Source organism: Streptomyces sp. NPDC091387, assembly GCF_044756945.1.
In the GTDB taxonomy this organism is placed as follows: Bacteria; Actinomycetota; Actinomycetes; order Streptomycetales; family Streptomycetaceae; genus Streptomyces.
This window is the reverse complement of record NZ_JBIVTZ010000001.1, coordinates 721,591-742,458: the sequence shown is the minus strand read 5'-3', so window position 1 is coordinate 742,458 and position 20,868 is coordinate 721,591. Positions and strand designations below refer to the sequence as shown.

The following is a 20,868-nucleotide window of genomic DNA, read 5'->3' as shown; positions in this document are numbered from 1 at the left end:
GCTCGGGGGCGTTGCCCCCAAGCGCCGGACGGGCTCGATCCTGTCGACCGGAACGACTGCTTCCGGGGTCAGACGGCCTTCTTGGCGTCCTCGATGGCCTTCGCGAGGTCGTCGAGGAGCGGCGCGCACTTGCCGTAGCTGAAGATCGGCTCGGTGGTACGGGGGATGACCTGGCCGGCCTTGACGGCGGGCAGCTGCGTCCAGGTCGGCTTGGACGTCAGGGCGTCGGGCTGGAGGGCCGAGGACCGGTTGTCCATCATGATGATGTCGGCCTGGTACTTGTCGACGTTCTCCCAGCTCAGCTCCTCGAAGAAGCCGGCCGCGTTCACCTTCGGCTCGACGAACTTCACTCCGAGCTCCTGGAAGTACAGCGTGTCGGCGGCGGTCTTCGCGAGCGTGACGTAGAAGAGGTCCTGGCTGGCCGAGCCGATCAGGACCTTGATGTTCGGCTTGGACTTCGCGGCGGCGCGCAGCCGGGCCGCCGCCTTCTCGAAACGGGCCTTCGCGTCCGTGACCGCCTTGGCCTTCACGTCGGCGCCGAGCGAGGCGGCGAGGTCCTCGTGGCGCTCGATGGCCTTGGGGATCGTGGTCTGCGCCGCCCACAGGGCGACGCTCGGCGCCAGCTTGAGGATCTTGTCCTTGGACTGGTCCGGCACGTACCAGAGGGCGTCCTTCTCCCACATCGCGGTGACCAGCAGCTCCGGGCCGAGCGCCGCGTACTTCTCGACGTTGAACTCGCCCCAGACGTTGCCGAGGATCTCGACCTTGCCGATGTCCAGGTCGCCGGCCTGCACATCGGCCTTGCCGTCCTTGGTCTTCGTGGGGCCGAAGACGGCCTTGACCTCGATGCCGTAGTCGTGGAGCGCGGCGGCGACACCGGTGAAGGCGACGATGTTCTTCGGGACGGACTTGGCCTCCGCGGTCTTGCCGCGGTCGTCCTTGAAGCTCCACGGCCCGGCGTCGGCGTTCTTGGAGCCGGCGGAACCGGAGTCCTTCGAGCCGCTGTCACCACAGGCCGCGAGCACGGCACCGAGACCTACGGCACCGCCCATGGCCAACAGGCCACGGCGGGTGGGGCGGGACGCTCGGGCAGTGCGCATGACAGGTTCCACTTTCGTACGAGCCGGAGACCGGCCTTGAGCCGGTCCGGAGGAAGGGTAGCCTAACCTTCTGTGTGACCGACCGGTCCGGGTGCCCGCCCCTCACCAGGCCCCCGGCCGACTCACCCGCCGAACTCCGCGCGGCAGCCGTCGAGCCCCTCCACCGTGACCTCGACCGAGCGGTGCTCCTCCCAGCGGGCGCGCTCCAGCCGCAGCCGCTGCAGCGTGACGGGGGCGCCCCGCAGCGCGGCGGTCTCCAGCCCGTCCGGGAGGTAGCCGAGCCGCCGCGAGACGCCCAGCGAGCGCGGGTTGTCGGTCATGGCCGCGGAGACGGCCGCCCCGGCGCCGAGGCCGGCGAAGGCGAGGTGAAGGGCGGCGGCCCGCATCTCGGTACCGATGCCCCGGCCCTGGTGCGCGAGGCCCAGCCAGGACCCGGTGCTGACCTCGCCGGTCACCGCGAAGTCCCGCGCCATCACGTCCTGCCGTCCGACGACCCGGCCCTCGTGCAGCACCGCGAGGCTCAACGCCCAGTCCCGCACCGACCAGTTGGCGACGGAGGCCAGCACGTGCTGGAACACCGCTCGGCCGCGTTCGGCGGGCGGGCCGTCGGTCCAGGGGACGCTGAACGGCATGGAGTCCGGGGCGTGCACCCCGTCGGCGGCGACCGAGGCCAGCTCGTCCAGCAGCTCCAGGTCCGGGAGGCGGAGTTCCAGTCGGGGCGTGCGGATGCGGAGCCCGTACAGGGGCCAGTGTCGCGGTTTCATGGGCGAACACTGCCGGGCGGGGCCATCGGTGTCGAACGAATTGCGGGGCGGGCGGCGGCCGCCGTTCAGGCCGGCCGCTGTGGCCTCAGCGGCCGCCGTCGGCCCCGTCCGCCACGAGCCGGCTCGTGAAGCCCGCTCGGCGCAGCCGCTCGTAGGCGGCCGCCACGTTGTCCGGAACGGGGTCGTGAACCATGAAGCCCTGGACCGGATAGATCATCAGGCGCTGCAACGCGCCGACGAGCATGTCGATGACCAGGCGGTCGTCCTGGATGGAGGCCAGGTATTCGGCGAACGTCATCTGGTGCGACGCGCTCACGAACTCGACGCCCGGCCACAGCTTGCGCGCTGTGGCGTGGGCACGCCGTTCCTCGTACGGCTTGCTGATCAGCAGCACGGACGAGACGTCCACACCGGCCTCTTCGAGCAGTGCCCGGGAGAAGCGGATGTTCTCGCCCGTGTTGCGAGCACGCGGTTCGACGAGTACCGCGCTGCCGGGGACGCCGAGTTCGAGTGCCCGCTCCTGGTAGTGCACGGCCTCACCGCGCGGCATACGCGCACGCGTGGTGCGGCTGGTCGCGCCGGTGAAGACGATCAGGGGCGTCATGCCGCGCCGAAAGAGGTCCACGGCCGTATCGGCGACCTGGAGGTCATGACTTCCGAGGCCGACCGCCACCGAGCAGGGGCGCGGATCGTGGTGCATCAGGTGGTGGTCCCAGAGGACTTGTGCGTCCGACCGGGCCTGTGAGGAGATCACCGCGCATTGCCCTTGCTGCGTGCGGAGTCCGGAACTTCGACGTCGTACGACCATCTGAAGCGGGTCGACTCGGGACGGCGGGATCGCCGGGGCGGGGCGGACCCAGCCCCCCGGGTCCGCCCCGCCCGTCCGCCGCCCCGGCTCAGGCCGGCATTCCCAGCTCGCGGGCGATCAGCATCCGCTGGACCTCGCTCGTGCCCTCGCCGATCTCCAGGATCTTGGAGTCGCGCCACATCCTGGCCACCGGGTACTCGTTCATGAAGCCGTAGCCGCCGTGGATCTGGGTCGCCTCGCGGGCGTTGTCCACCGCCACGGTCGAGGAGTACAGCTTGGCGATCGCCGCCTCCTTCTTGAACGGCTCGTCCGCCAGCAGCCGCGAGGCCGCGTCGCGCCAGCCGATGCGGGCCATGTGCGCCCGCATCTCCATGTCCGCGATCTTGAACTGGATCGCCTGGTTGGCGCCGATCGGCTTGCCGAAGGCGTGGCGCTCGGCGGCGTACTTCACCGACTCGTCCACACAGCCCTGCGCGAGGCCCGTCGACAGCGCGGAGATGGCGATCCGGCCCTCGTCCAGGATGCGCAGGAACTGCGCGTAGCCGCGGCCCTCCTCGCCCAGCAGGTTCTCCAGCGGGACCCGTACGTCGGTGAAGGACAGCTCGCGGGTGTCCGAGGCGTTCCAGCCGACCTTGGAGTACGGGGCGGCGACCGTGAAGCCGGGGGTGCCGGAGGGCACGATGATCGAGGAGATGCGCGGGGCGCCGTTCTCCTTGCGGCCGGTCACCGCGGTGACCGTCACCAACTCGGTGATGTCCGTACCGGAGTTGGTGATGAAGCACTTGGAGCCGTTGATCACCCACTCGCCGCTCGCCTCGTCGCGCACGGCCGTCGTCCGGGTGCCGCCCGCGTCCGAACCGGCGTCCGGCTCGGTCAGGCCGAACGCGCCGAGCGCCTCGCCCGAGCAGAGCCTCGGCAGCCACCGCCGCTTCTGCTCCTCGGTGCCGAAGCGGAACACCGGCATCGCGCCGAGCGAGACCCCGGCCTCCAGGGTGATCGCCACCGACGAGTCGACCCGTGCCAGCTCCTCCAGCGCGATGCCGAGGGCGAGGTAGTCGCCGCCCATCCCGCCGTACTCCTCCGGGAACGGCAGCCCGAACAGGCCCATCCGCCCCATCTCCCGCACGATCTCGTACGGGAACTCATGGCGTTCGTAGAAGTCGCCGATCTTCGGTGCGATGACGTCGTGCGCGAACTCCTCGACGGTGCGACGCAGTTCCTCGTGCTCGGCGGTCAGCCGGTGGTCCAGGGACATCGGGCGATCACTGCTCCTTGTGGGACAGGGCGCGGACGGTGCGGGACGGGCTCGGTCGGCCCAGTTGTTCGGCGAGCCACACGCTGGTGGCGGTGAGCGCGTCGAGATCGACCCCGGTTTCGATGCCGAGGCCGTCGAGCATCCACACGAGGTCCTCGGTGGCGAGATTCCCGGTCGCGCTCTTCGCGTACGGGCAGCCGCCGAGACCGCCCGCGGAGGCGTCCACGGTGGTGACGCCGTGCTGGAGGGCGGCCAGGGTGTTGGACAGGGCCTGTCCGTACGTGTCGTGGAAGTGCACCCCGATCGTGTCGGTCGGCACCCCCGCCTCGTTCAGCGCGGACAGCAGCGCCCGTACGTGGCCCGGTGTGGCGACGCCGATGGTGTCGCCGAGCGAGAGCTCGTCGCAGCCGAGGTCCATCAGGGCCCTGGCCACCCGCACGACCTGGGCGACGGGGACGGACCCCTCCCACGGGTCTCCGAAGCACATCGACAGGTAGCCGCGCACATGCACCTCGTCCGCCTTGGCGCGGGCCACGACGGGCTCGAACATGGCGAGCGACTCGTCGACGGTGCGGTTGAGATTGCGGGCCGCGAACGTCTCCGTCGCGGAGCCGAACACGGCGATCCGGCGGGCGCCGAGTGCGAGGGCCCGGTCCAGGCCCCGTTCGTTCGGCACCAGGACCGGGAGCGCCACGTCGCCCACGTCCCCTATGTCGCCGAGCAGCGGGAACAGCTTTTCCGCGTCGGCCAGTTGGGGCACCCACTTGGGGTGCACGAAGCTCGTCGCCTCGATCGTGGAGAGCCCGGCGACCGCGAGCCGGCGGATGAACTCCGCCTTCACCCCGGTCGGCACGACCGTCTTCTCGTTCTGGAGTCCGTCGCGGGCGCCGACCTCGTGGATCCGGATCCGGGCGGGCAGGTCCGGCGCGGGCACGGTCATCGGCAGGGTGCGGGTGGTCGTCATGCTTCCTCCCCGGCGGCGGCCACGGGGGTGACCACGGCCAGTACCTGGTCCATGGCGACCGTGGTCCCGGCGGTGACATCGAGTTCGGTGACGGTGCCCGCGTGCGGGGCGGAGATGACGTGCTCCATCTTCATCGCCTCCACCACCAGCAGGCTCTGCCCGGCCACGACCTCGTCGCCGACGGCCACCTTCACCACCGTGACGGTGCCGGGCATGGGTGCGGCGAGGGTGTCCGCCCCGGAGCGGGCGGCGCCGGTCAGCGACGCCTCCACCGGGTCGTGGTCCCGGACGTGCCAGGTGTCGCCGTCCCGGCCGAGCCAGCGGCCCTCCGGGGACACGGCGTGGGCGAACGAGTGGGTGACACCGGCCAGTTCGAGGGTGACGTGGTGACCGTCCGCGGTGATGAGCCGGGCCGTCTCGGCGCCGCCGGGCAGCGGGCCCAGCGGCCCGCAGGTGCCCGAGTCGGGGACCGGCGGATGCGTGCCCTCGCCGACATGGCCGAAGGTCAGCTCGGTGGCCGCGCCGCACGGACGCAGGCCCACCTGCACCGGTTCGTGGCCGGGGATGCGGAAGTGCCGCAGCGTCCGGGCCGGGGTGCCGCCCAGGCGCCAGCCGTCACCGGCCGAGAACGGGTCGGCCCAGGTTCGCGGGCCCGTCGCGGCGGGGGAGTGCTGCCGCAGCAGCGCGGCGGCCGCGTACACCTCCTCGGGGACCCCGTCCGGCACCAGCGCGTCCACCTCGCGCTCCACCAGGCCCGTGTCGAGATCGCCCGCCACCACGGCGGGGTGGCCCAGCAGCCGGCGCAGGAAGCCCGCGTTCGTCGGGACGCCCAGGACCACCGTGTCCGCGAGCGCCGCCCGCAGCCGGCGCAGGGCCGTCGCCCGGTCGGGGCCGTACGCGATCACCTTCGACAGCATCGGGTCGTAGAGGCTGCCGACCTCGCCGCCCTCACCGAGCCCCGAGTCCGTCCGCACCCCGCCACCCCGCGGCTCGTGCAGCGCCAGCACGGTGCCGCCCGAGGGCAGGAAGCCGCGCGCCGGGTCCTCGGCGCAGACCCGGGCCTCGACCGCGTGCCCGGTGAGCGTGATGTCGCTCTGCGCGTAGGTGAGTTGTTCGCCGGCCGCGACCCTCAGCTGCCACTCCACCAGGTCCAGGCCGGTGATCAGCTCGGTCACCGGGTGCTCCACCTGGAGACGGGTGTTCATCTCCATGAAGCAGTACGCGGCGGGGTCGCCGCCCGGGACGATGAACTCCACCGTGCCCGCGCCGACGTAGCCGCAGGAGCGGGCCGCCCGGACGGCGGCCTCGCCCATCGCCGCCCGGGTCCCCTCGTCGAGCAGGACGGACGGCGCCTCCTCGATGATCTTCTGGTGGCGGCGCTGGAGCGAGCACTCGCGCTCGCCGAGGTGCACCACGTTCCCGTGCGCGTCCGCCAGGACCTGGATCTCGATGTGGCGCGGCCGGTCGATCCACCGCTCCACGAGCAGGGTGCCGTCGCCGAAGGAGGCACGCGCCTCGCGCCGGGCCGCGGCGATCTCGTCCGCGAGCAGCGCCGCGTCGTGGACCAGCCGCATTCCCTTGCCGCCGCCGCCCGCCGAGGGCTTCAGCAGCACCGGCATGCCGATCTCGTGCGCCGCGTCGGCCAGTTGGCCGTCGGTCAGGTCGCTTCCGGTGGAGCCGGGGACGACCGGGACACCGGCCGCGGCGACCGTCTCCTTGGCCCGGATCTTGTCGCCCATCAGCGCGATGGCGGCGGCGGGCGGGCCGATGAAGACCAGACCCGCGTCCGCGCACGCCTGGGCGAAGGCCGCGTTCTCGGCGAGGAAGCCGTAGCCGGGGTGGACGGCCTGCGCACCCGTGCGGCGCGCCGCCTCCAGCAGCCGGTCCGCCGAGAGGTAGCTCTCGGACGCCGGGGCGGGGCCGATCCGTACCGCCGTGTCGGCCTCCCGTACATGCCGGGCGTCCGCGTCCGCGTCGCTGAAGACGGCGACCGAGCGCACCCCCAGCTCGCGCAGGGTCCGGATGACCCGGACCGCGATCTCGCCGCGGTTGGCGACGAGAACGGTGTCGAACATCGTCATCTGTTCCTCACATCCGGAAGACGCCGAAACCGGCATCGCCCAAGGGGGCGTTGGCGCAGGCGGTCAGGGCGAGCCCCAGCACCTGCCGGGTCTCCATCGGGTCGATCACACCGTCGTCCCAGAGCCGGGCGGTGGCGTAGTACGCGTTGCCCTGGGTCTCGTACTGCTCGCGGATCGGGGCCTTGAAGGACTCCTCGTCCTCGGCGCTCCAGTCGTCGCCCAGCTGGTCGCGCTTGACCGTGGCGAGGACGGACGCGGCCTGCTCGCCGCCCATGACGGAGATCTTGGCGTTGGGCCACATCCACAGGAAGCGGGGGCTGTAGGCCCGGCCGCACATCGAGTAGTTGCCCGCGCCGTAGGACCCGCCGACCACCACGGTCAGCTTCGGCACCCGGGTGCAGGCGACGGCGGTGACCATCTTGGCACCGTGCTTGGCGATACCGCCGGCCTCGTAGTCACGGCCCACCATGAATCCGGAGATGTTCTGCAGGAACACGAGCGGGATGCCGCGCTGGTCGCACAGCTCGATGAAGTGCGCGCCCTTCTGGGCGGACTCGGAGAACAGGATGCCGTTGTTGGCGACGATCCCGACCGGGTGGCCGTGGATGTGCGCGAAGCCGGTGATCAGCGTCGTCCCGTACTCGGCCTTGAACTCCGCGAAGCGCGAACCGTCGACGACCCGGGCGATCACCTCCCGTACGTCGTACGGGGTGCGGGAGTCGACGGGCACGGCCCCGTACAGACCGGCGGGATCGACCGCCGGCTCGTCGGCCGGCCGCACCGACCAGGGCAGCGCGCCCCGGTCCGGCAGGGTGGCCACGATGTTCCGCACGATCCGCAGCGCGTGCGCGTCGTCCTCTGCGAGGTGGTCGGTGACCCCGGACGTACGGGAGTGGACCTCGCCGCCGCCCAGTTCCTCGGCCGTCACGACCTCACCGGTCGCGGCCTTCACCAGCGGCGGCCCGCCCAGGAAGATCGTCCCCTGGTTCCGGACGATCACGGCCTCGTCGCTCATCGCGGGGACGTACGCCCCGCCGGCCGTGCAGGAGCCCAGCACCGCCGCGATCTGCGGGATGCCGGCCCCGGACATCCGGGCCTGGTTGTAGAAGATCCGCCCGAAGTGCTCCCGGTCCGGGAACACCTCGTCCTGCATCGGCAGGAAGGCGCCGCCCGAGTCCACCAGGTAGAGGCAGGGGAGGCGGTTCTCCAGCGCCACCTCCTGGGCCCGCAGGTGCTTCTTCACGGTCATCGGGTAGTACGTGCCGCCCTTGACCGTGGCGTCATTGGCGACGATCACGCACTCCCGGCCGCTGACCCGCCCGATCCCGGCGATCACCCCGGCGGCCGGTGCAGAGCCCCCGTACAGCCCCTCGGCCGCCAGCGGAGCCAGCTCAAGGAAGGGGGAGCCCGGATCGAGCAGGGCGTCCACCCGCTCCCTGGGCAGCAGCTTGCCGCGCGCCACATGCCGGGCGCGGGCCTTCTCACCCCCGCCGAGCCTGGCCGTGGCGAGCCGCTTGCGCAGCTCGTCGGTGAGCGCGTGATGCGCCGCCTCGTTGGCCTGCCAGGCCTCGGAGGCGGGATCGGCCGCGCTCGCCAGCACCGGTGCCTGCTGCATCCTGTCGAGCCCCCTTGCCCGTACCGCGGTGGTGACGCCCCCGCCCGCGACGTCGGCGGGAGAGGGTGTTAGTGAGCGTTAACCTCTCTTCAGGTTAACGACCGCTAACCCCCCTGTCTAGAATGACTGGTCATGAGCACCCATGCCGCCGCCCGCGTCGCGGCTCCCACCCGCCGTGAGCAGATCCTCAAGGAGGCCGCGCGCCTCTTCGCCGAGCGCGGCTTCCACGGCGTCGGCGTCGACGAGATAGGCGCCGCCGTCGGCATCAGCGGCCCCGGCCTCTACCGCCACTTCCCGGGCAAGGACGCGATGCTCGCCGAGCTGCTGGTCGGCATCAGCGAGCGGCTGCTGGCCGGCGGGGAGCTGCGCGTGTCCGAGGACGCGGCCTCCGGCGACGGGTCACGGGAAGCGCTGCTGGACGCGCTCATCGAGGGCCACATCGACTTCGCCCTCGACGACCGCCCCCTGATCACCCTGCACGACCGGGAGCTGGACCGGCTGCGGGACACCGACCGCAAGCGGGTGCGCCGGCTGCAGCGGCAGTACGTCGAGGTGTGGGTCGGCGTCGTCCGCGACCTCTACCCGGACCTCCCCGAGCACGAGGCGCGCGCCGCGGTGCACGCCGTCTTCGGCCTGCTGAACTCCACCCCGCACCTGGGCCGCCCCGGCGCGCTGCCCGACCGCACGGACACGGCGGCGCTGCTGCACCGGCTGGCCCGGGGCGCGTTCGACGCGGCGGGCGGCGCGCGGACGGCGCCGGACGGTATGACGGAATAGGCCGCCGGAAAGCCCGCCCCGGACCCCCGGGTGCGAATCCGCGCCGACTTTTCCCCACGACTCCCTTTCGCCTGAGTTGTTTCCGCGAGGCGCGGACATAGGCTTCGGGACGGTCGCGTCCGCGCCTGATGGGGAACTGAATGAAAAGCTGCCAGGTATCGATCGTCGTCCCTTGTTATAACGAGGACGAGGCCGTCAAGGCGTTTCACCGCGCACTGGTCGCCGCTCTCGAACCCACCGGGAAGAGCTTCGAGGTCTGCTATGTCGACGACGGCAGCGAAGATCTCACCCGCGCCGAACTGATCCACCTGGCCGCCGTCGACGAACGCGTCCGGTACACCGCCTTCAGCCGCAATTTCGGCAAGGAGGCCGCCATGCTCGCCGGACTCCGTATGGCCCGCGGGGATTCCGTGGTGCTCATGGACGCCGATCTCCAGCACCCGCCCGAACTCCTGCCCCGCATGATGGAGCTGAGCGGGCACGGATACGACCAGGTGATCGCCCGGCGCGACCGCGAGGGCGAGGGCGCCCTGCGGTCGTTCGCCAGCCGCTCCTACTACCGCGCCATGGGGCACTTCATGGACGTGTCCGTGGTCGACGGCGAGGGCGACTTCCGGCTGCTGTCCCGCCGCGCGGTGGACAGCGTGCTCGCGCTCCCCGAGTCCAACCGGTTCTCCAAGGGGATCTTCTCCTGGATCGGCTTCGACACCACCAGCTTCACCTACCACAACGCCCAGCGGGTGGCGGGACGCTCGAAGTGGGGCGGCAGACGGCTGCTCAACTACGGCATCGACGGGCTGATCTCCTTCAACAACCGCCCCCTGCGGCTCGCCGTCTACGCCGGCCTCCTGATGGCCCTGGCGGCGATGGGGTACGCCCTGTGGATCATCGTGGAGGTGGCGCGCAACGGGGTAGGGGTGCCCGGCTACACCACGCTGCTCACCGCCGTCGTGGCGCTCGGCGGGATCCAGCTGGCCACGCTCGGCATCGTCGGTGAGTACGTCGGCCGCATCTACTGCGAGACGAAGAACCGCCCGCACTACCTGATCCGGGAAACCAGCGAGCAGCCCGCTCCCGCCGCTCCCGCCGCACCCGAGATGCCGTTACGGGTGCGGGGCGGCGGTGCGAGTGCCTTTGGTTCGGGCCGTTCCCGGACCGTGCGCCAATTCATCACCTTCGCCATGATCGGGGTCGTCAATACGGCGGTCTACCTGTCCGTGTACGCGACGCTCAACCACTGGATTCCGTATCTGACCGCCCATGTCATCGGCTACTGCGTCAGCATTGTCGGCTCCTTCCTGCTCAATTCCTACATCACCTGCCGGACCAGTCCGACCTGGCGGGCCTTCGTCCGCTTTCCGCTGTCGAGCCTCGTCAATCTCATCCTGTCCGGGGCGCTGCTCTACATCGGCGTGAGCCATCTGGGCATGGGAAAGAACGTCGCCGCGCTCATCGCCGGAATTCTCGCCACCCCGTTCTCCTTCCTGCTCGCCCGGTGGGCCATCACCTCCGGTGCGGCCGTGTCCCGGCAGCCGGAACCGCTGGCCGACTCCCGGGCCGGCCGCACCGGCGACTGACCGCCCGCGGCACCGGCACGGCACACGTACACGACGGCACCGCACGAAGGGCACCGGCACCTCCATGACCGCGGAAGCATCGGGAACAGCGGACACCCCGCCCGGGCCGGGGGGCGCGTCCCACCGGCCGGACGGCGCACGGGCCCCGCGACGCCTCATGCCGCCCTGGGCGGCCGTCCTCACCGCGTTCCCGCTGGTCCTGCTGGGCGTGTCCTTCTGGATCGGCCGGCTGGTGCGGCCGGGCGGCGACGACTGGTGCTTCCTGCCCGTACTGCGGGACGAGGGCGTCTCCGGCATGATCGGGAAGTTCTACCTGCACGACAACGGGCGCGTCGCCAACGCGCTGATGGTCGCGCTCTACGGGGCCGGGGGCGTGGCGGGCCAGCAGTGGTACGCGACGGTCAGCGGGCTGCTGATCCTGGCCGTGGTGTGGGCGCTGGTCCCGGCCGCGCTGCGCGTGTCCGGGCGGACCGCGCCGCGCGGAGTGCCGCTGCTCGTCGCGTCGATGACCGTGGTGGTGTTCTTCTTCGCGACCCCCAACACGTACAAGACGTTCTACTGGCCGGCCTCCTCCGTCTCGCACACCGTCGCCCCGGCGCTGGCCGCCGCCGCGGTGATCCCGTTGCTGCGGGCCCGGTCGCGGCGCGGGCGGATCCTCGCGCTGTGCGCCGCCGTCGTGGCCGGGCTCTTCGTCGGGACCCTCTCGGAGGGGACCGCGATCGTCTCGGGCGTCCTGCTCTGCACCGCCCTGCTGCTCAGCCTCCGGTCGCGGCCGGGCCCCGCCCGGCACCGCACCCGCCTCTGGTGCGGCGCCGCGCTGGCCGCCGTGGTGGCGGGGATGATCATCATCTACACCTCGCCGGGCTCCCGTGTCCGCCGTGAGCGGTTCGGCACCGGCGCCACGTCCGTCGTCGACACCGGATCGCTGGCCGACGCGCTGCGGACCTTCGGCGACATCCTGGGGACCGTCCTCACCACCTGGACCTACCTCGGCGCACTCGCCGTCGGCGTCCTGCTGGGCCTGCTGCTGCGCGGGGGCGACCCGGCCGGCGACGGACCGCTGCGCGGCCGGCCGCTCGTCCCGGCCCTGGCCGCGGTGGCGGCGTTCCTGGTGTCCGGCTACCTCTGCACCCTCGTCACCCTGCCCGCCTTCGAGCACAACATGATGACGTATGGCACCCGCACCTGGAACGACTTCCTGTTCCTGTTCGTGCTGCTGCTCGCGGGACTCGGCGCCCTGCTCGGTGACGCCCTGCGCGCCCGGGGCACCGCCGCCGTCCCCCTCGTCACGGGAACGGCGGCGGTGCTCTGCGCGGCGGTCTGCGTGGGGCTGTTCGTGCCGCTGACCGGGCTGGCGCACGACATGGGCGTACGGGCCCGGCACTGGGACCGCCAGGACCGGCTGCTGCGCAAGGAGGTGGCCGGGGGCGCGACGGTCCTGCCGTACGTACCGGCCTCCGTGGGGCAGATGCGCGACCCGTTCGGCCACCACGGCCGCAGCATCTGGCCGGCCCCCTGCACGGCGCAGTACTACCACCTGAAGCGGATCACCTACGCGACCCGGCCGGCTCCCTGACCGACACGCTGACCTCCGCCACCCGCATCGGGTGACCGGGCTCCGTCGCGGGACCCGGTGCCGCCCCGTCGGCGGCCGGCAGCGCGCCGCCCACCGCCACGTTCAGGATCAGGAACTGGCCCCGCTTCACCGCCCGGTCCCAGGTGGCCGCGTCCATGCCGGACGCCTTCACCCGGTGGAACACCCGGCCGTCCAGATACCAGCGGACCTCCTCTGCGCCGGGCGCGCTGTCGACCTCCACGGCGTACGAGTGGAACGCGCCGCGACAGCCGGAGCACTTCTGCCGGGGCGAGCTGAGCCCCACCGGCTCCTGGCAGGGGCCGCCGTCCAGGGTGCCGCAGTGCATGGTGCCGAACACGGCGTCCCGGCCGTTGACGGACTCCATCACGTCGAGTTCACCGGTGGCCGGCCACCCCGTGTACCCGTCGCGCAGCTCGGCGCCCATGGTCCAGAAGGCCGGCCAGTAGCCGGCCGCCGCGGCGCCGGTGACGTCCGGCAGGGCGATCGACGCCTCGATCCGCAGGACACCGCCGGGCGGCGGGGCGAAGTCGGAGCGCCGCGACTCGACGCGGCCCGAGTACCACCGCCCGTCGCGCCGGGTGGGCACGATCTCCAGTGCCCCCTTCCCGTCGAGGCGGACGTTGTCCGTGGAGTCCGTCATCGTCTCGATCTCCCCGGTGCCCCACCGCGGGGCCGGGCAGCCCGGGTAGCAGGTGCCGCGGTCGTACTGCCACCGGGAGGCGGCCGGGCGGCTGCCCGCGGGCCCGTCGAAGCTGTCGTGCAGCAGCCGGGTCCAGCCGTTTGCCGTCGGCGCGCCGGTCCGCATGAGCAGCCGTTCGAGCCGGGGTGCCAGCACCACGGCGGCGACGTCGGTCAGATGGGCGTCGTCCCGGTAGAGCAGGATCCGGTCCAGGACCGCGGGGCAGGTGGGCCGGGCGGCCGGGCACAGCACCGAGTTCACCTCCACGGCCCGCACCCCGGGCAGGGCGCCGGCCGCCGCCTGCCGCGCCAGCGGATCGGGCCAGTGGGCCTTCTCCCGGCCGAAGGCGCAGGCCTCCGGGTCCGTGAGGTGGCCGGAGACGCACGCCGGGACGTCGGTCCCCGGTACCGGGGTGTCCTCGATGTAGACCAGCGGCACCCCGAGCGCGCGCAGCGGCTTCAGGGTCTTCTCCCAGCCCTTGAGCAGCAGTTCCTGGTCGTCGGTGTAGCGGTTCAGGGAGCCGATCACGATCAGTTCGGGTTTCGGCCCCTTGCGCAGCCGGGCCAGGCTGTCGGCCCGCCAGCTGTCGCACTCGTGGTACGTGCGCCCCAACTGAGGGTTCACCACGGACAGTTCGGGGAGCGGGCAGCCCTGCTTCACCAGCTCCTGGAGGGCCCAGCCGCGCTTGGCCGCGAGGCTCAGCAACGGCGAGAACCACTGCCCGGCGTGCGAGTCGCCGAGCAGGACGACCCGGTGCGGACTGTCCACCGCCCCGAACAGGCAGGGCGGGCTGCTCGTCACCGGCGGCGCCACCTCGCACGCCCCGTCCGGCGGGAAGCTCTTGCGGGCCTGCACCGGGCTCGGCACCACGGGGCCGCCGGGCGGCGCACCGGTCCGCGTCAGCAGCGAGGGGCCGTCGGCCGCCCCCGGCGGCAGCCCCTTCGCGTCCACCGGGGCGGCCGGGCCCAGCAGGTGCAGTGTGGTGGTGCCCACCACCAGCGCCAGGGCCACCGGAACTACCACGGCAGCGAGCCCCAACGACAGTCCCCGTCTGGGAAGTTCGGAGAGAGTACTGCTGTGTCTCAGCGGCCGTTCCACCCAGCGCGCCGTCGCCAGGGCGGGCAGAACGGAGGCCAGCGTGAGCGCCGTTCTCGCGGGCCAGCCGAGGGCGCCGAAGCGGGCCTCGGCCAGGACGAGCACCGGCCAGTGCCAGAGGTACAGGGTGTACGAGAGCCGGCCGACCGCCCCGGGAGCCCGCATCGACAGCAGCCGCCCGACCCCGACCCCGACCCCCGCCCCGTACCCGGCCGCCCCGTCCGGGCGCCGTCCGGGTGTCCCGGCCAGGATGACCGCGGCCGTGGCCAGGGTCGGGACGAGCGCCGCGTATCCGGGGTACGGCGTCGAGGCGTCGTAGCTCAGCACGCACCATACGAGCGCCGCCGCCCCCGCCCAGCCGCACAGCAGCCGCAGCGGGCGCGGCCCGCGCAGCAGATGCCACGGGAGCAGGGCCAGCAGCGCGCCCACGCCGAACTGCCAGACGCGCGACGGCGTTCCGAGGTAGGCCAGGGAGACGGAGTCGCCCGTCCAGCGCAGCGAGAGGGCGAACGTGCCGAGCGTCAGCAGGGCGGTGACGGCGAGCGCCGCCGGCCGCAGCGCACGCCCCCGGCGCGCCGAGCGTGCGGCGAGGACCGCGAGCACGGCGAGCAGCGGGGCCCAGCACAGATAGAACTGTTCCTCCACCGCCAGCGACCAGAAGTGCAGCAGCGGGCTCTCGTCCTGCCCGGCGGCCAGGTAGTCGGTCTGCTGCTGGACGAAACGCCAGTTGGCGACGGACAGGGCCGACGCCACGACGTCGTTCTCCAGGTCCGTGCGGCGCAGCGGGACGGTCAGCCAGGCCCCGGCCACCGCGACCGCGACCAGCACCACGGCGGCCGAGGGCAGCAGCCGGCGGGCCCGGCGGGCGAAGAACTCGCCCAGCCGGATCCGGCCGGTGGTGACGGCCTCCCGCACCAGCAGTCCGGTGATCAGGTAGCCGGATATGACGAAGAAGACGTCCACGCCGACGAACCCGCCGGCCAGTGCGGGTACGGACGCGTGGAAGGCGAGGACCGAGAGGACCGCGAACGCGCGCAGCCCCTCGATGTCGGGACGGAACGCGGACCGGCGCGAACCCGTGGCGCCGGGTCCGGGGCCGGCGCCGCCGGACGGTGGCCCGTGGGTGGCGCTGCTCCCGGGCCGCGGAGCGGAAGGGGCGAGGGTGGGCATCGTACGAGGGCCTTTCAGCTCAGCCAGGGCAGCATGGGATCGACCCAGCCGGACGCGAGCAGGGCGGTGAGCAGGAGCGTGACCGTCACGGCGAGCGTTTCGGGCCAGCGTCTGGGCAGCACGGAGCGGGTGCGCCGCCGGGCCGGCGCGGGGCGCCGAGGGGCGGTGGCCGGGCGGAGTCCGGTCACCAGGTCCCTGATCAGGGGGACGTTGATCTGGAGCTGCACCAGCAGATAGAGGCCGAGTCCCCAGTTGGGCGCCCAGCCGTTGCGGGCGACGGCCAGGGCGAGGCCGCCCGCCGCCGCCCCGGTGGAGCAGCAGAGCCAGCCGAGCGAGACGAGGACCACGCGCCGCGCCATCGTGCCCGGCTTCCCGCCGCCGGCCCCGGTGGGCACCCATGCCGCGCTGTGGCCGCGCAGGGTGTGCAGGAAGGCGGCTCCGGCGGCCACGCTCATCAGGACGTTGGCCCGGATCACCTCGATCCGCCAGCGGGTCCGGCTGATCCGCGGCAGCAGCACGTGCCACAGCCACAGCGGCGCGAGTAGCGGCAGCACGTGCCAGGGCCGGATCTGGTCCGGGTACCAGAACATCATCACCAGCGGCGGCAGCGGGGCCGCGAAGGTGTTCACCACCGTCGTCAGGTAGCCGACGACGCCCTCGTGGAAGCAGAGCCGCATCCGCCACGGGGCGCCCATCCGCTTGAGGACCGGGGTCCCGATCAGATGCAGGTTGCCCATCGCCCAGCGGTACTGCTGGTTGAGGAAGGAGGCGAGGTTGTCCGGCGAGGTGCCCTTGGCCACCAGCACCGGCACGTACAGGGTCCGGAACCCCTGCTCGTACAGGGCGAGTCCGGTGTACAGGTCCTCGCTGTGGTCGAGCCGGGCGAAGCCGCCGGCCAGGTCGATGGCGCTGCGCCGGTAGACCGCGTTGCTGCCGCAGCAGATCGCCGCGTCGCTCGCGTCCCGGGACGGCTGGATCCAGCGGAAGAACCACTCCTGCGCCGATCCGGCGGCGCGCTGGATCCACTCCATCGTCTCGTCGGTGTCGAAGCACTGCGGGCTCTGCACGATGCCGACGCCCGGGTCGGCCAGGTACGGCACGAGATGGCGCAGGAAGTCGGGCCGGGGCGCGAAGTCGGCGTCCAGGATGGCGATGTACTGAGCGCTGCTCAGGGTGAGCGCGTGATTGAGGTTGCCCGCCTTCTTCAGATGCCCCCGGTCGGGACGTACGACGTAGCGGTAGCCGAACTCAGCTGCCAGGGCGGCCACTTCGGGGCTGTCCGCGTCGTCCAGCACCCAGACGGTCAGCGCTCCGGGCCAGTCCAGGTCCGCGACGGCCCGGTAGGCGTTGTCCAGGACCGGCAGGGGTTCCCCGCAGGTCGGCAGGTAGAGGTCGACGCTCGGCAGTTCGGCCGGGGCCCAGGCGTGCACGAGCACTTCGTGCGAGCGCCTGGTGAGCCGGCGCTGACGCAGGCTGTTGACCGACGAGAGCGCGAGGGCGACGACGTTCAGGGAGAGCACCGCGAGAAAGGCCCACAGGGCCGGGGTCCGCAGGGCGAAGGTGAACATGGCCGCCGCCGTGAGCACGAAGGCGAACGAGGAGCTGATCAGTACCCAGCGGCGCTGTGGCCCGAAGTACCAGTAGAGCTCCTGGTCGGACGGAGGTTGAGGTAAGTGATGGACAGTCATGAAGCCCCCCACGGCTGTGCATGTCCCGGTATCGGGGGACCCACCCTAGCGCCAAAGGTATAGACCATTTGCCGATGATCGGAGAGTGAGACGTCGGCCGGGCGCGCGGGGAGTGGTCCGGAATTCCTCCGGGAGTGGTCTGGACCTATTTCATGATCCCGTCCGGATGGAGCGGGAAGTTCCAGGTCACACGCGGGTTAACAGTCACCCAACATCCCGAGGAGGCCGTACCCCGGCTCCGGACCCGCGCCACCGGCGGCATCGGGCCACCGCCGCGGCGGCCTCCGCCCCGCGTTCCCGGGCCCGGAATCGCCGACCGCTTCATACGAACGGCACACAGCGCACACCTGACGGCACAATGGGTTCATGCCGATACCCAGCCGCGCCGCCCTCGTCGAACAACTCGTCCGTACGCGTATAGCCGGAGACGTCGCGACCCCCCGCGACAACAACCTCTCCCACTACCGCAAGCTCGCCAACGGCGACCGCCACTTCTGGCTGGGCCTGGAGCTCGGCGACCGCTGGCGCGACGAGCAGGACGTGCTGGCCGTGATGGCCGAGCGGTGCGGGGTCAGCGACGACCCGGAGCACCGGTTCGGCCAGGACACCATCGACCCCGAGCTGACCGTCGCCGCCCTGGACCGCGCGGCGGCCCGGCTGCGCAAGGCGGCCGACGGCTCGGAGCGGGTGCTGTTCGCCACCGGGCACCCGGGCGGTCTGCTGGACGTCCACCGCCGGACGGCGGCCGCGCTGCGGGCCGCCGGCTGCGAGATCGTCCGCATCCCGTCCGGGCTGACGGCGGACGAGGGCATGGTCTTCCAGTTCGCGGACGTCGCCGTGCAGGAGCGCGGCGCGACTCTCTGGCACACCCACTCCCCGGCCCCGATGGCGGCGATCCTGGACGGCCTGGAGCGGGAGGGGCGCCCCATGCCCGACCTGGTCGTCGCCGACCACGGCTGGGCCGGATGCGCGGCGCAGCGCGGTCTCGACGCCATCGGATACGCGGACTGCAACGACCCGGCGCTGTTCCTGGGGGAGTCGGAGGGCACCCTCCAGGTGGCCGTCCCGCTGGACGACCACGTGCTGGACCCGCGGTTCTACGACCCGATGACGGACTACCTGCTGGACGCGGCCGGACTGGTCTGAGCCGGGGCGCCCGCGCGGGACCTCAGGGGTTCTGCGCGTCGTAGGCGGCCTGGCTCCGCTCGATGCCGGGGTTGTGGTCGACGGCCTACTCGGCCGGCTTCACGGCGGGCCCGATCAGGGTGCGCCCCGTCGCGGTGAGCTCGTACTCGACGCGCGGCGGGACCTCGGGGTACGCCGTGCGGGTCACCAGACCGTCGCGCTCCAGGTGCCGGACCGTACGCGTGAGCATCCGCTGCGAGATGCCCGGGATGCGCTGCTGGAGCTCGGTGAAGCGTATCCGCTCACGGTCCCGACGGGGCTGGTCCGGGCCATCGGCGCCGTCGAGATCCTGGGTGCCGCAGGCCTCGTACTGCCGCCCCTCACCGGGATCGCACCCGGCCTCGCGATGGCGGCGGCGATCGGCCTCCTGGTGCCCCAGGTGCTGGCGACCGCCCTGCACCTGTCACGGAGCGAGGTGAAGGAGACCGGCCTCGACGTCGCTCTCATCGTGCTCGCCGCGGTGGCGGCCCGGCTCGCCACGACGTGGTGACGGAGGCGGGGCCGCGCCCCGGCGGCGGACTCAGTTCTCCTGCCGGTCGGTGAACAGCCCCCCGCCGTCCCCGTTGCCCTCCCCGTCGCCGGGCCCGACCACCGGATCCTCCCCGGCGGCGCGGGCACGGCGGCGCTGGGCCATCCCCGGGGTCGGGTCCAGGTACACGCGCTTGATCGACGGGTACCGCTCGCGCAGCTGCTGTTCCGCCTCCTCGCAGGCCCACTCCACCTGCTCGGCACTGACGACGTCCCGGAAGTCGACCTTCGCCGCGATCATGACCTCGGACGGTCCCTGGATGAGGGTGGTCAGCTCCAGCACCTCGATGATGTGTGGCACGGAGAGCAGCTCCTCGCGCACCCCCGTCCGCATCGACTGCGGTACCGGGCGGCCGATCAGCAGCTGGGCGTTCGAGCGGCCGAGCACCCAGGCCACGTACACGAGCAGCACCCCGATCAGGATCGACGCGATCCCGTCATAGACACCGGAACCCGTCAGCTGGCCGCCGAGCAGCCCGCCCGCGGCCAGCAGCAGTCCGACCAGGGCCGCCGAGTCCTCCATCACCACGGCCTTCACCGCGGTGTCGGGCGTGCGGCGGAAGTAGCGGGAGGGGTCCGCGCCGATCCGCGCCGCCTCGCCGCGGACCTGGCGCAGCCCGGTGCGCAGGGAGTAGCCCTCCAGCAGGAAGGCGATGCCGAGCACGATGTACGAGACCAGCGGATCACCGAGGTCCTCGCCCGCCATGAGGGTGTGGACGCCGTCGTACAGGGAGAAGACCGCACCGCCGACGAACGTGGCGACGGAGGCGAGCATCGCCCAGATGTAGCGTTCGGGGCCGTAGCCCAGCGGGTGGTCCTCGTCGGCCGGCTTCTCGCTGCGTTTGAGCGAGGTGAGCAGCAGTACCTCGGTGACGGTGTCGGCGACCGAGTGCGCCGCCTCGGAGAGCATCGCGCTCGATCCGCTGATCAGTCCCGCGACGGCCTTCGCCACGGCGACGCCGAGGTTGGCTGCCGCGGCGACGACAACCGTGAACGTGGACTCCCCACCCGCTGATTTCTCGTCACTCATGGTGGGGAGTATGTCCGCAGCCGGGGCGGCCATGTCCCACGCGCGGCCACGGGTTCCGTTCAGCCCTTCCGGGGGACCCGGATCACGCCCTCCTGGATGACGGTGATCGCGAGGCGGCCGTCCTGCGTGTAGATACGGGCCTGGCCCAGCCCGCGCCCGCCGGACGCGGACGGCGACTCCTGGTCGTACAGCAGCCACTCGTCGGCCCGGAACGGCCGGTGGAACCACATCGCGTGGTCCAGGCTCGCGCCCACCACGTCACCGACCGCCCAGCCGCCGCGCCCGTGGGCGAGGAGCACCGAGTCGAGCAGCGTCATGTCGGAGACGTACGTCGCCATGCAGACGTGCAGCAGCGGGTCGTCCGCCAGCTTGCCGTTGGTACGGAACCACACCTGCGAGCGGGGCTCGCGCGGCTCCCCGACGGTGCCGAACGGCGGGGCGTCCACGTACCGCAGATCGACCGCGGCCCGTGCCTCGATCAGCCGGTCCACGACACCCGGATCGCTGAACCGGTCCGCGTAGCGCGGCAGCATCTCGGCGGCCGTGGGCAGCGTCTCCGGATCGGGTGCGGCCGGCATGTCCGCCTGGTGCTCCAGGCCCTCCTCGTACGTCTGGAAGGACGCGGAGAGGTGGAAGATCGGCTGCCCGTGCTGGACGGCGACGACCCGCCGGGTGGTGAAGGAACGCCCGTCCCGGATGCGGTCGACGCTGTAGACGATCGGTGCGCCCGGGTCGCCCGCGCGCAGGAAGTACGAGTGCAGCGAGTGGGCGGTCCGGTCGGCCGGGACGGTGCGGCCCGCGGCGACCAGCGCCTGGGCCGCGACCTGTCCGCCGAAGACGCGGGGCACGAGCGCCGAACGGCTCGTGCCCCGGAAGATGTCCCGCTCGATCTGTTCCAGGTCGAGCAGCTGGAGCAGGTCGAGCAGGGAGTCGTGTGCTGTGCTCATGGAGAAGA

Annotated in this window: 16 protein-coding genes and 1 pseudogene; 5 read left to right on the top strand and 12 right to left on the bottom strand. The window is 72.3% G+C overall.

Going from position 1 to position 20,868, the window contains the following annotated elements; translation table 11 throughout:
* Nucleotides 1–68 precede the first annotated feature (68 nt).
* The 7 genes from ACIQM0_RS03425 to ACIQM0_RS03395 all read right to left on the bottom strand — a co-directional run bounded on the left by ACIQM0_RS03425 (nt 69) and on the right by ACIQM0_RS03395 (nt 8,587).
* Complete coding sequence (locus tag ACIQM0_RS03425) at nt 69–1,100, bottom strand: ABC transporter substrate-binding protein (protein ID WP_401283082.1); 1,032 nt, start codon at nt 1,098–1,100, stop codon at nt 69–71.
* Between the two features lie 122 nt (nt 1,101–1,222).
* On the bottom strand, nt 1,223–1,864 hold the full coding sequence (locus tag ACIQM0_RS03420) for a GNAT family N-acetyltransferase (protein WP_401283080.1): 642 nt from the start codon (nt 1,862–1,864) through the stop codon (nt 1,223–1,225).
* Between the two features lie 85 nt (nt 1,865–1,949).
* Nucleotides 1,950–2,618 carry a YdcF family protein gene (locus ACIQM0_RS03415; RefSeq protein WP_401283078.1) on the bottom strand — a complete coding sequence of 223 codons (669 nt, stop codon included), beginning with the start codon at nt 2,616–2,618 and terminating at the stop codon, nt 1,950–1,952.
* A gap of 142 nt (nt 2,619–2,760) precedes the next feature.
* Nucleotides 2,761–3,927, bottom strand: a complete 1,167-nt coding sequence (locus ACIQM0_RS03410; RefSeq protein ID WP_401283076.1) for an acyl-CoA dehydrogenase family protein — start codon at nt 3,925–3,927, stop codon at nt 2,761–2,763.
* 7 nt (nt 3,928–3,934) lie between these two features.
* Entirely contained in the window at nt 3,935–4,867 is a 933-nt protein-coding gene (locus tag ACIQM0_RS03405) for a hydroxymethylglutaryl-CoA lyase (protein WP_401283402.1), read from the bottom strand.
* 20 nt (nt 4,868–4,887) lie between these two features.
* Nucleotides 4,888–6,966, bottom strand: coding sequence for a biotin carboxylase N-terminal domain-containing protein (locus ACIQM0_RS03400; protein WP_401283401.1), 2,079 nt, complete (start codon nt 6,964–6,966; stop codon nt 4,888–4,890).
* Between the two features lie 13 nt (nt 6,967–6,979).
* Nucleotides 6,980–8,587, bottom strand: a complete 1,608-nt coding sequence (locus tag ACIQM0_RS03395) for a carboxyl transferase domain-containing protein (RefSeq protein WP_401283075.1) — start codon at nt 8,585–8,587, stop codon at nt 6,980–6,982.
* 132 nt (nt 8,588–8,719) lie between these two features.
* Here ACIQM0_RS03395 and ACIQM0_RS03390 point away from each other — a divergent pair, with 132 nt between their 5' ends.
* The 3 genes from ACIQM0_RS03390 (at nt 8,720) to ACIQM0_RS03380 (ending at nt 12,517) form a co-directional block, all read left to right on the top strand.
* The gene (locus tag ACIQM0_RS03390) at nt 8,720–9,364 is read left to right on the top strand and encodes a TetR/AcrR family transcriptional regulator (protein ID WP_401283073.1); all 645 of its coding nucleotides are present in this window, start codon (nt 8,720–8,722) and stop codon (nt 9,362–9,364) included.
* 140 nt (nt 9,365–9,504) lie between these two features.
* Entirely contained in the window at nt 9,505–10,941 is a 1,437-nt protein-coding gene (locus ACIQM0_RS03385) for a glycosyltransferase (RefSeq protein ID WP_401283071.1), read from the top strand.
* A 64-nt stretch (nt 10,942–11,005) separates the two neighbouring features.
* Nucleotides 11,006–12,517, top strand: a complete 1,512-nt coding sequence (locus tag ACIQM0_RS03380; protein WP_401283069.1) for a DUF6056 family protein — start codon at nt 11,006–11,008, stop codon at nt 12,515–12,517.
* Here the strand turns inward: ACIQM0_RS03380 and ACIQM0_RS03375 are convergent.
* Nucleotides 12,489–15,482: an acyltransferase family protein gene (locus ACIQM0_RS03375; RefSeq protein ID WP_401283067.1), complete on the bottom strand. Its 2,994-nt coding sequence runs from the start codon at nt 15,480–15,482 to the stop codon at nt 12,489–12,491. The two genes, ACIQM0_RS03380 and ACIQM0_RS03375, sit on opposite strands and share 29 nt — an antisense overlap.
* 14 nt (nt 15,483–15,496) lie before the next feature.
* Nucleotides 15,497–17,170 (bottom strand): glycosyltransferase family 2 protein, encoded by a 1,674-nt coding sequence (locus ACIQM0_RS03370; RefSeq protein ID WP_401283065.1) that lies wholly within the window; start codon nt 17,168–17,170, stop codon nt 15,497–15,499.
* A gap of 366 nt (nt 17,171–17,536) precedes the next feature.
* Here ACIQM0_RS03370 and ACIQM0_RS03365 point away from each other — a divergent pair, with 366 nt between their 5' ends.
* The gene (locus ACIQM0_RS03365) at nt 17,537–18,316 is read left to right on the top strand and encodes a phosphatase (protein ID WP_401283063.1); all 780 of its coding nucleotides are present in this window, start codon (nt 17,537–17,539) and stop codon (nt 18,314–18,316) included.
* Nucleotides 18,317–18,401: 85 nt separating this feature from the next.
* On the opposite strand, the pseudogene ACIQM0_RS03360 reads toward ACIQM0_RS03365, so the two are convergent.
* Nucleotides 18,402–18,605, bottom strand: a pseudogene (locus ACIQM0_RS03360) (winged helix-turn-helix transcriptional regulator); the annotation flags it as partial.
* Between ACIQM0_RS03360 and ACIQM0_RS03355 the strand changes: the two are divergent.
* Nucleotides 18,522–18,845, top strand: coding sequence for a DoxX family protein (locus ACIQM0_RS03355; RefSeq protein WP_401283399.1), 324 nt, complete (start codon nt 18,522–18,524; stop codon nt 18,843–18,845). The pseudogene ACIQM0_RS03360 and the gene ACIQM0_RS03355 overlap by 84 nt on opposite strands.
* Before the next feature lie 30 nt (nt 18,846–18,875).
* Here the strand turns inward: ACIQM0_RS03355 and ACIQM0_RS03350 are convergent, their stop codons facing one another.
* Nucleotides 18,876–19,913, bottom strand: a complete 1,038-nt coding sequence (locus ACIQM0_RS03350; protein WP_401283061.1) for a cation diffusion facilitator family transporter — start codon at nt 19,911–19,913, stop codon at nt 18,876–18,878.
* A gap of 59 nt (nt 19,914–19,972) precedes the next feature.
* Nucleotides 19,973–20,860, bottom strand: a complete 888-nt coding sequence (gene tesB / locus ACIQM0_RS03345; RefSeq protein ID WP_401283059.1) for an acyl-CoA thioesterase II — start codon at nt 20,858–20,860, stop codon at nt 19,973–19,975.
* Nucleotides 20,861–20,868 lie beyond the last annotated feature (8 nt).

What these genes read in the sequence shown, in the direction of transcription:
- ACIQM0_RS03410 (WP_401283076.1), bottom strand. Translation starts at nt 3,927, where the DNA reads ATGTCCCTGGACCACCGGCTGACCGCCGAGCACGAGGAACTGCGTCGC.
- ACIQM0_RS03400 (WP_401283401.1), bottom strand. Translation starts at nt 6,966, where the DNA reads ATGTTCGACACCGTTCTCGTCGCCAACCGCGGCGAGATCGCGGTCCGG.
- tesB (WP_401283059.1), bottom strand. Translation starts at nt 20,860, where the DNA reads ATGAGCACAGCACACGACTCCCTGCTCGACCTGCTCCAGCTGCTCGAC.
- ACIQM0_RS03420 (WP_401283080.1), bottom strand. Translation starts at nt 1,864, where the DNA reads ATGAAACCGCGACACTGGCCCCTGTACGGGCTCCGCATCCGCACGCCC.
- ACIQM0_RS03380 (WP_401283069.1), top strand. Translation starts at nt 11,006, where the DNA reads ATGACCGCGGAAGCATCGGGAACAGCGGACACCCCGCCCGGGCCGGGG.
- ACIQM0_RS03350 (WP_401283061.1), bottom strand. Translation starts at nt 19,913, where the DNA reads ATGAGTGACGAGAAATCAGCGGGTGGGGAGTCCACGTTCACGGTTGTC.
- ACIQM0_RS03405 (WP_401283402.1), bottom strand. Translation starts at nt 4,867, where the DNA reads ATGACCGTGCCCGCGCCGGACCTGCCCGCCCGGATCCGGATCCACGAG.
- ACIQM0_RS03425 (WP_401283082.1), bottom strand. Translation starts at nt 1,100, where the DNA reads ATGCGCACTGCCCGAGCGTCCCGCCCCACCCGCCGTGGCCTGTTGGCC.
- ACIQM0_RS03370 (WP_401283065.1), bottom strand. Translation starts at nt 17,170, where the DNA reads ATGACTGTCCATCACTTACCTCAACCTCCGTCCGACCAGGAGCTCTAC.
- ACIQM0_RS03365 (WP_401283063.1), top strand. Translation starts at nt 17,537, where the DNA reads ATGCCGATACCCAGCCGCGCCGCCCTCGTCGAACAACTCGTCCGTACG.
- ACIQM0_RS03390 (WP_401283073.1), top strand. Translation starts at nt 8,720, where the DNA reads ATGAGCACCCATGCCGCCGCCCGCGTCGCGGCTCCCACCCGCCGTGAG.
- ACIQM0_RS03375 (WP_401283067.1), bottom strand. Translation starts at nt 15,482, where the DNA reads ATGCCCACCCTCGCCCCTTCCGCTCCGCGGCCCGGGAGCAGCGCCACC.
- ACIQM0_RS03395 (WP_401283075.1), bottom strand. Translation starts at nt 8,587, where the DNA reads ATGCAGCAGGCACCGGTGCTGGCGAGCGCGGCCGATCCCGCCTCCGAG.
- ACIQM0_RS03385 (WP_401283071.1), top strand. Translation starts at nt 9,505, where the DNA reads ATGAAAAGCTGCCAGGTATCGATCGTCGTCCCTTGTTATAACGAGGAC.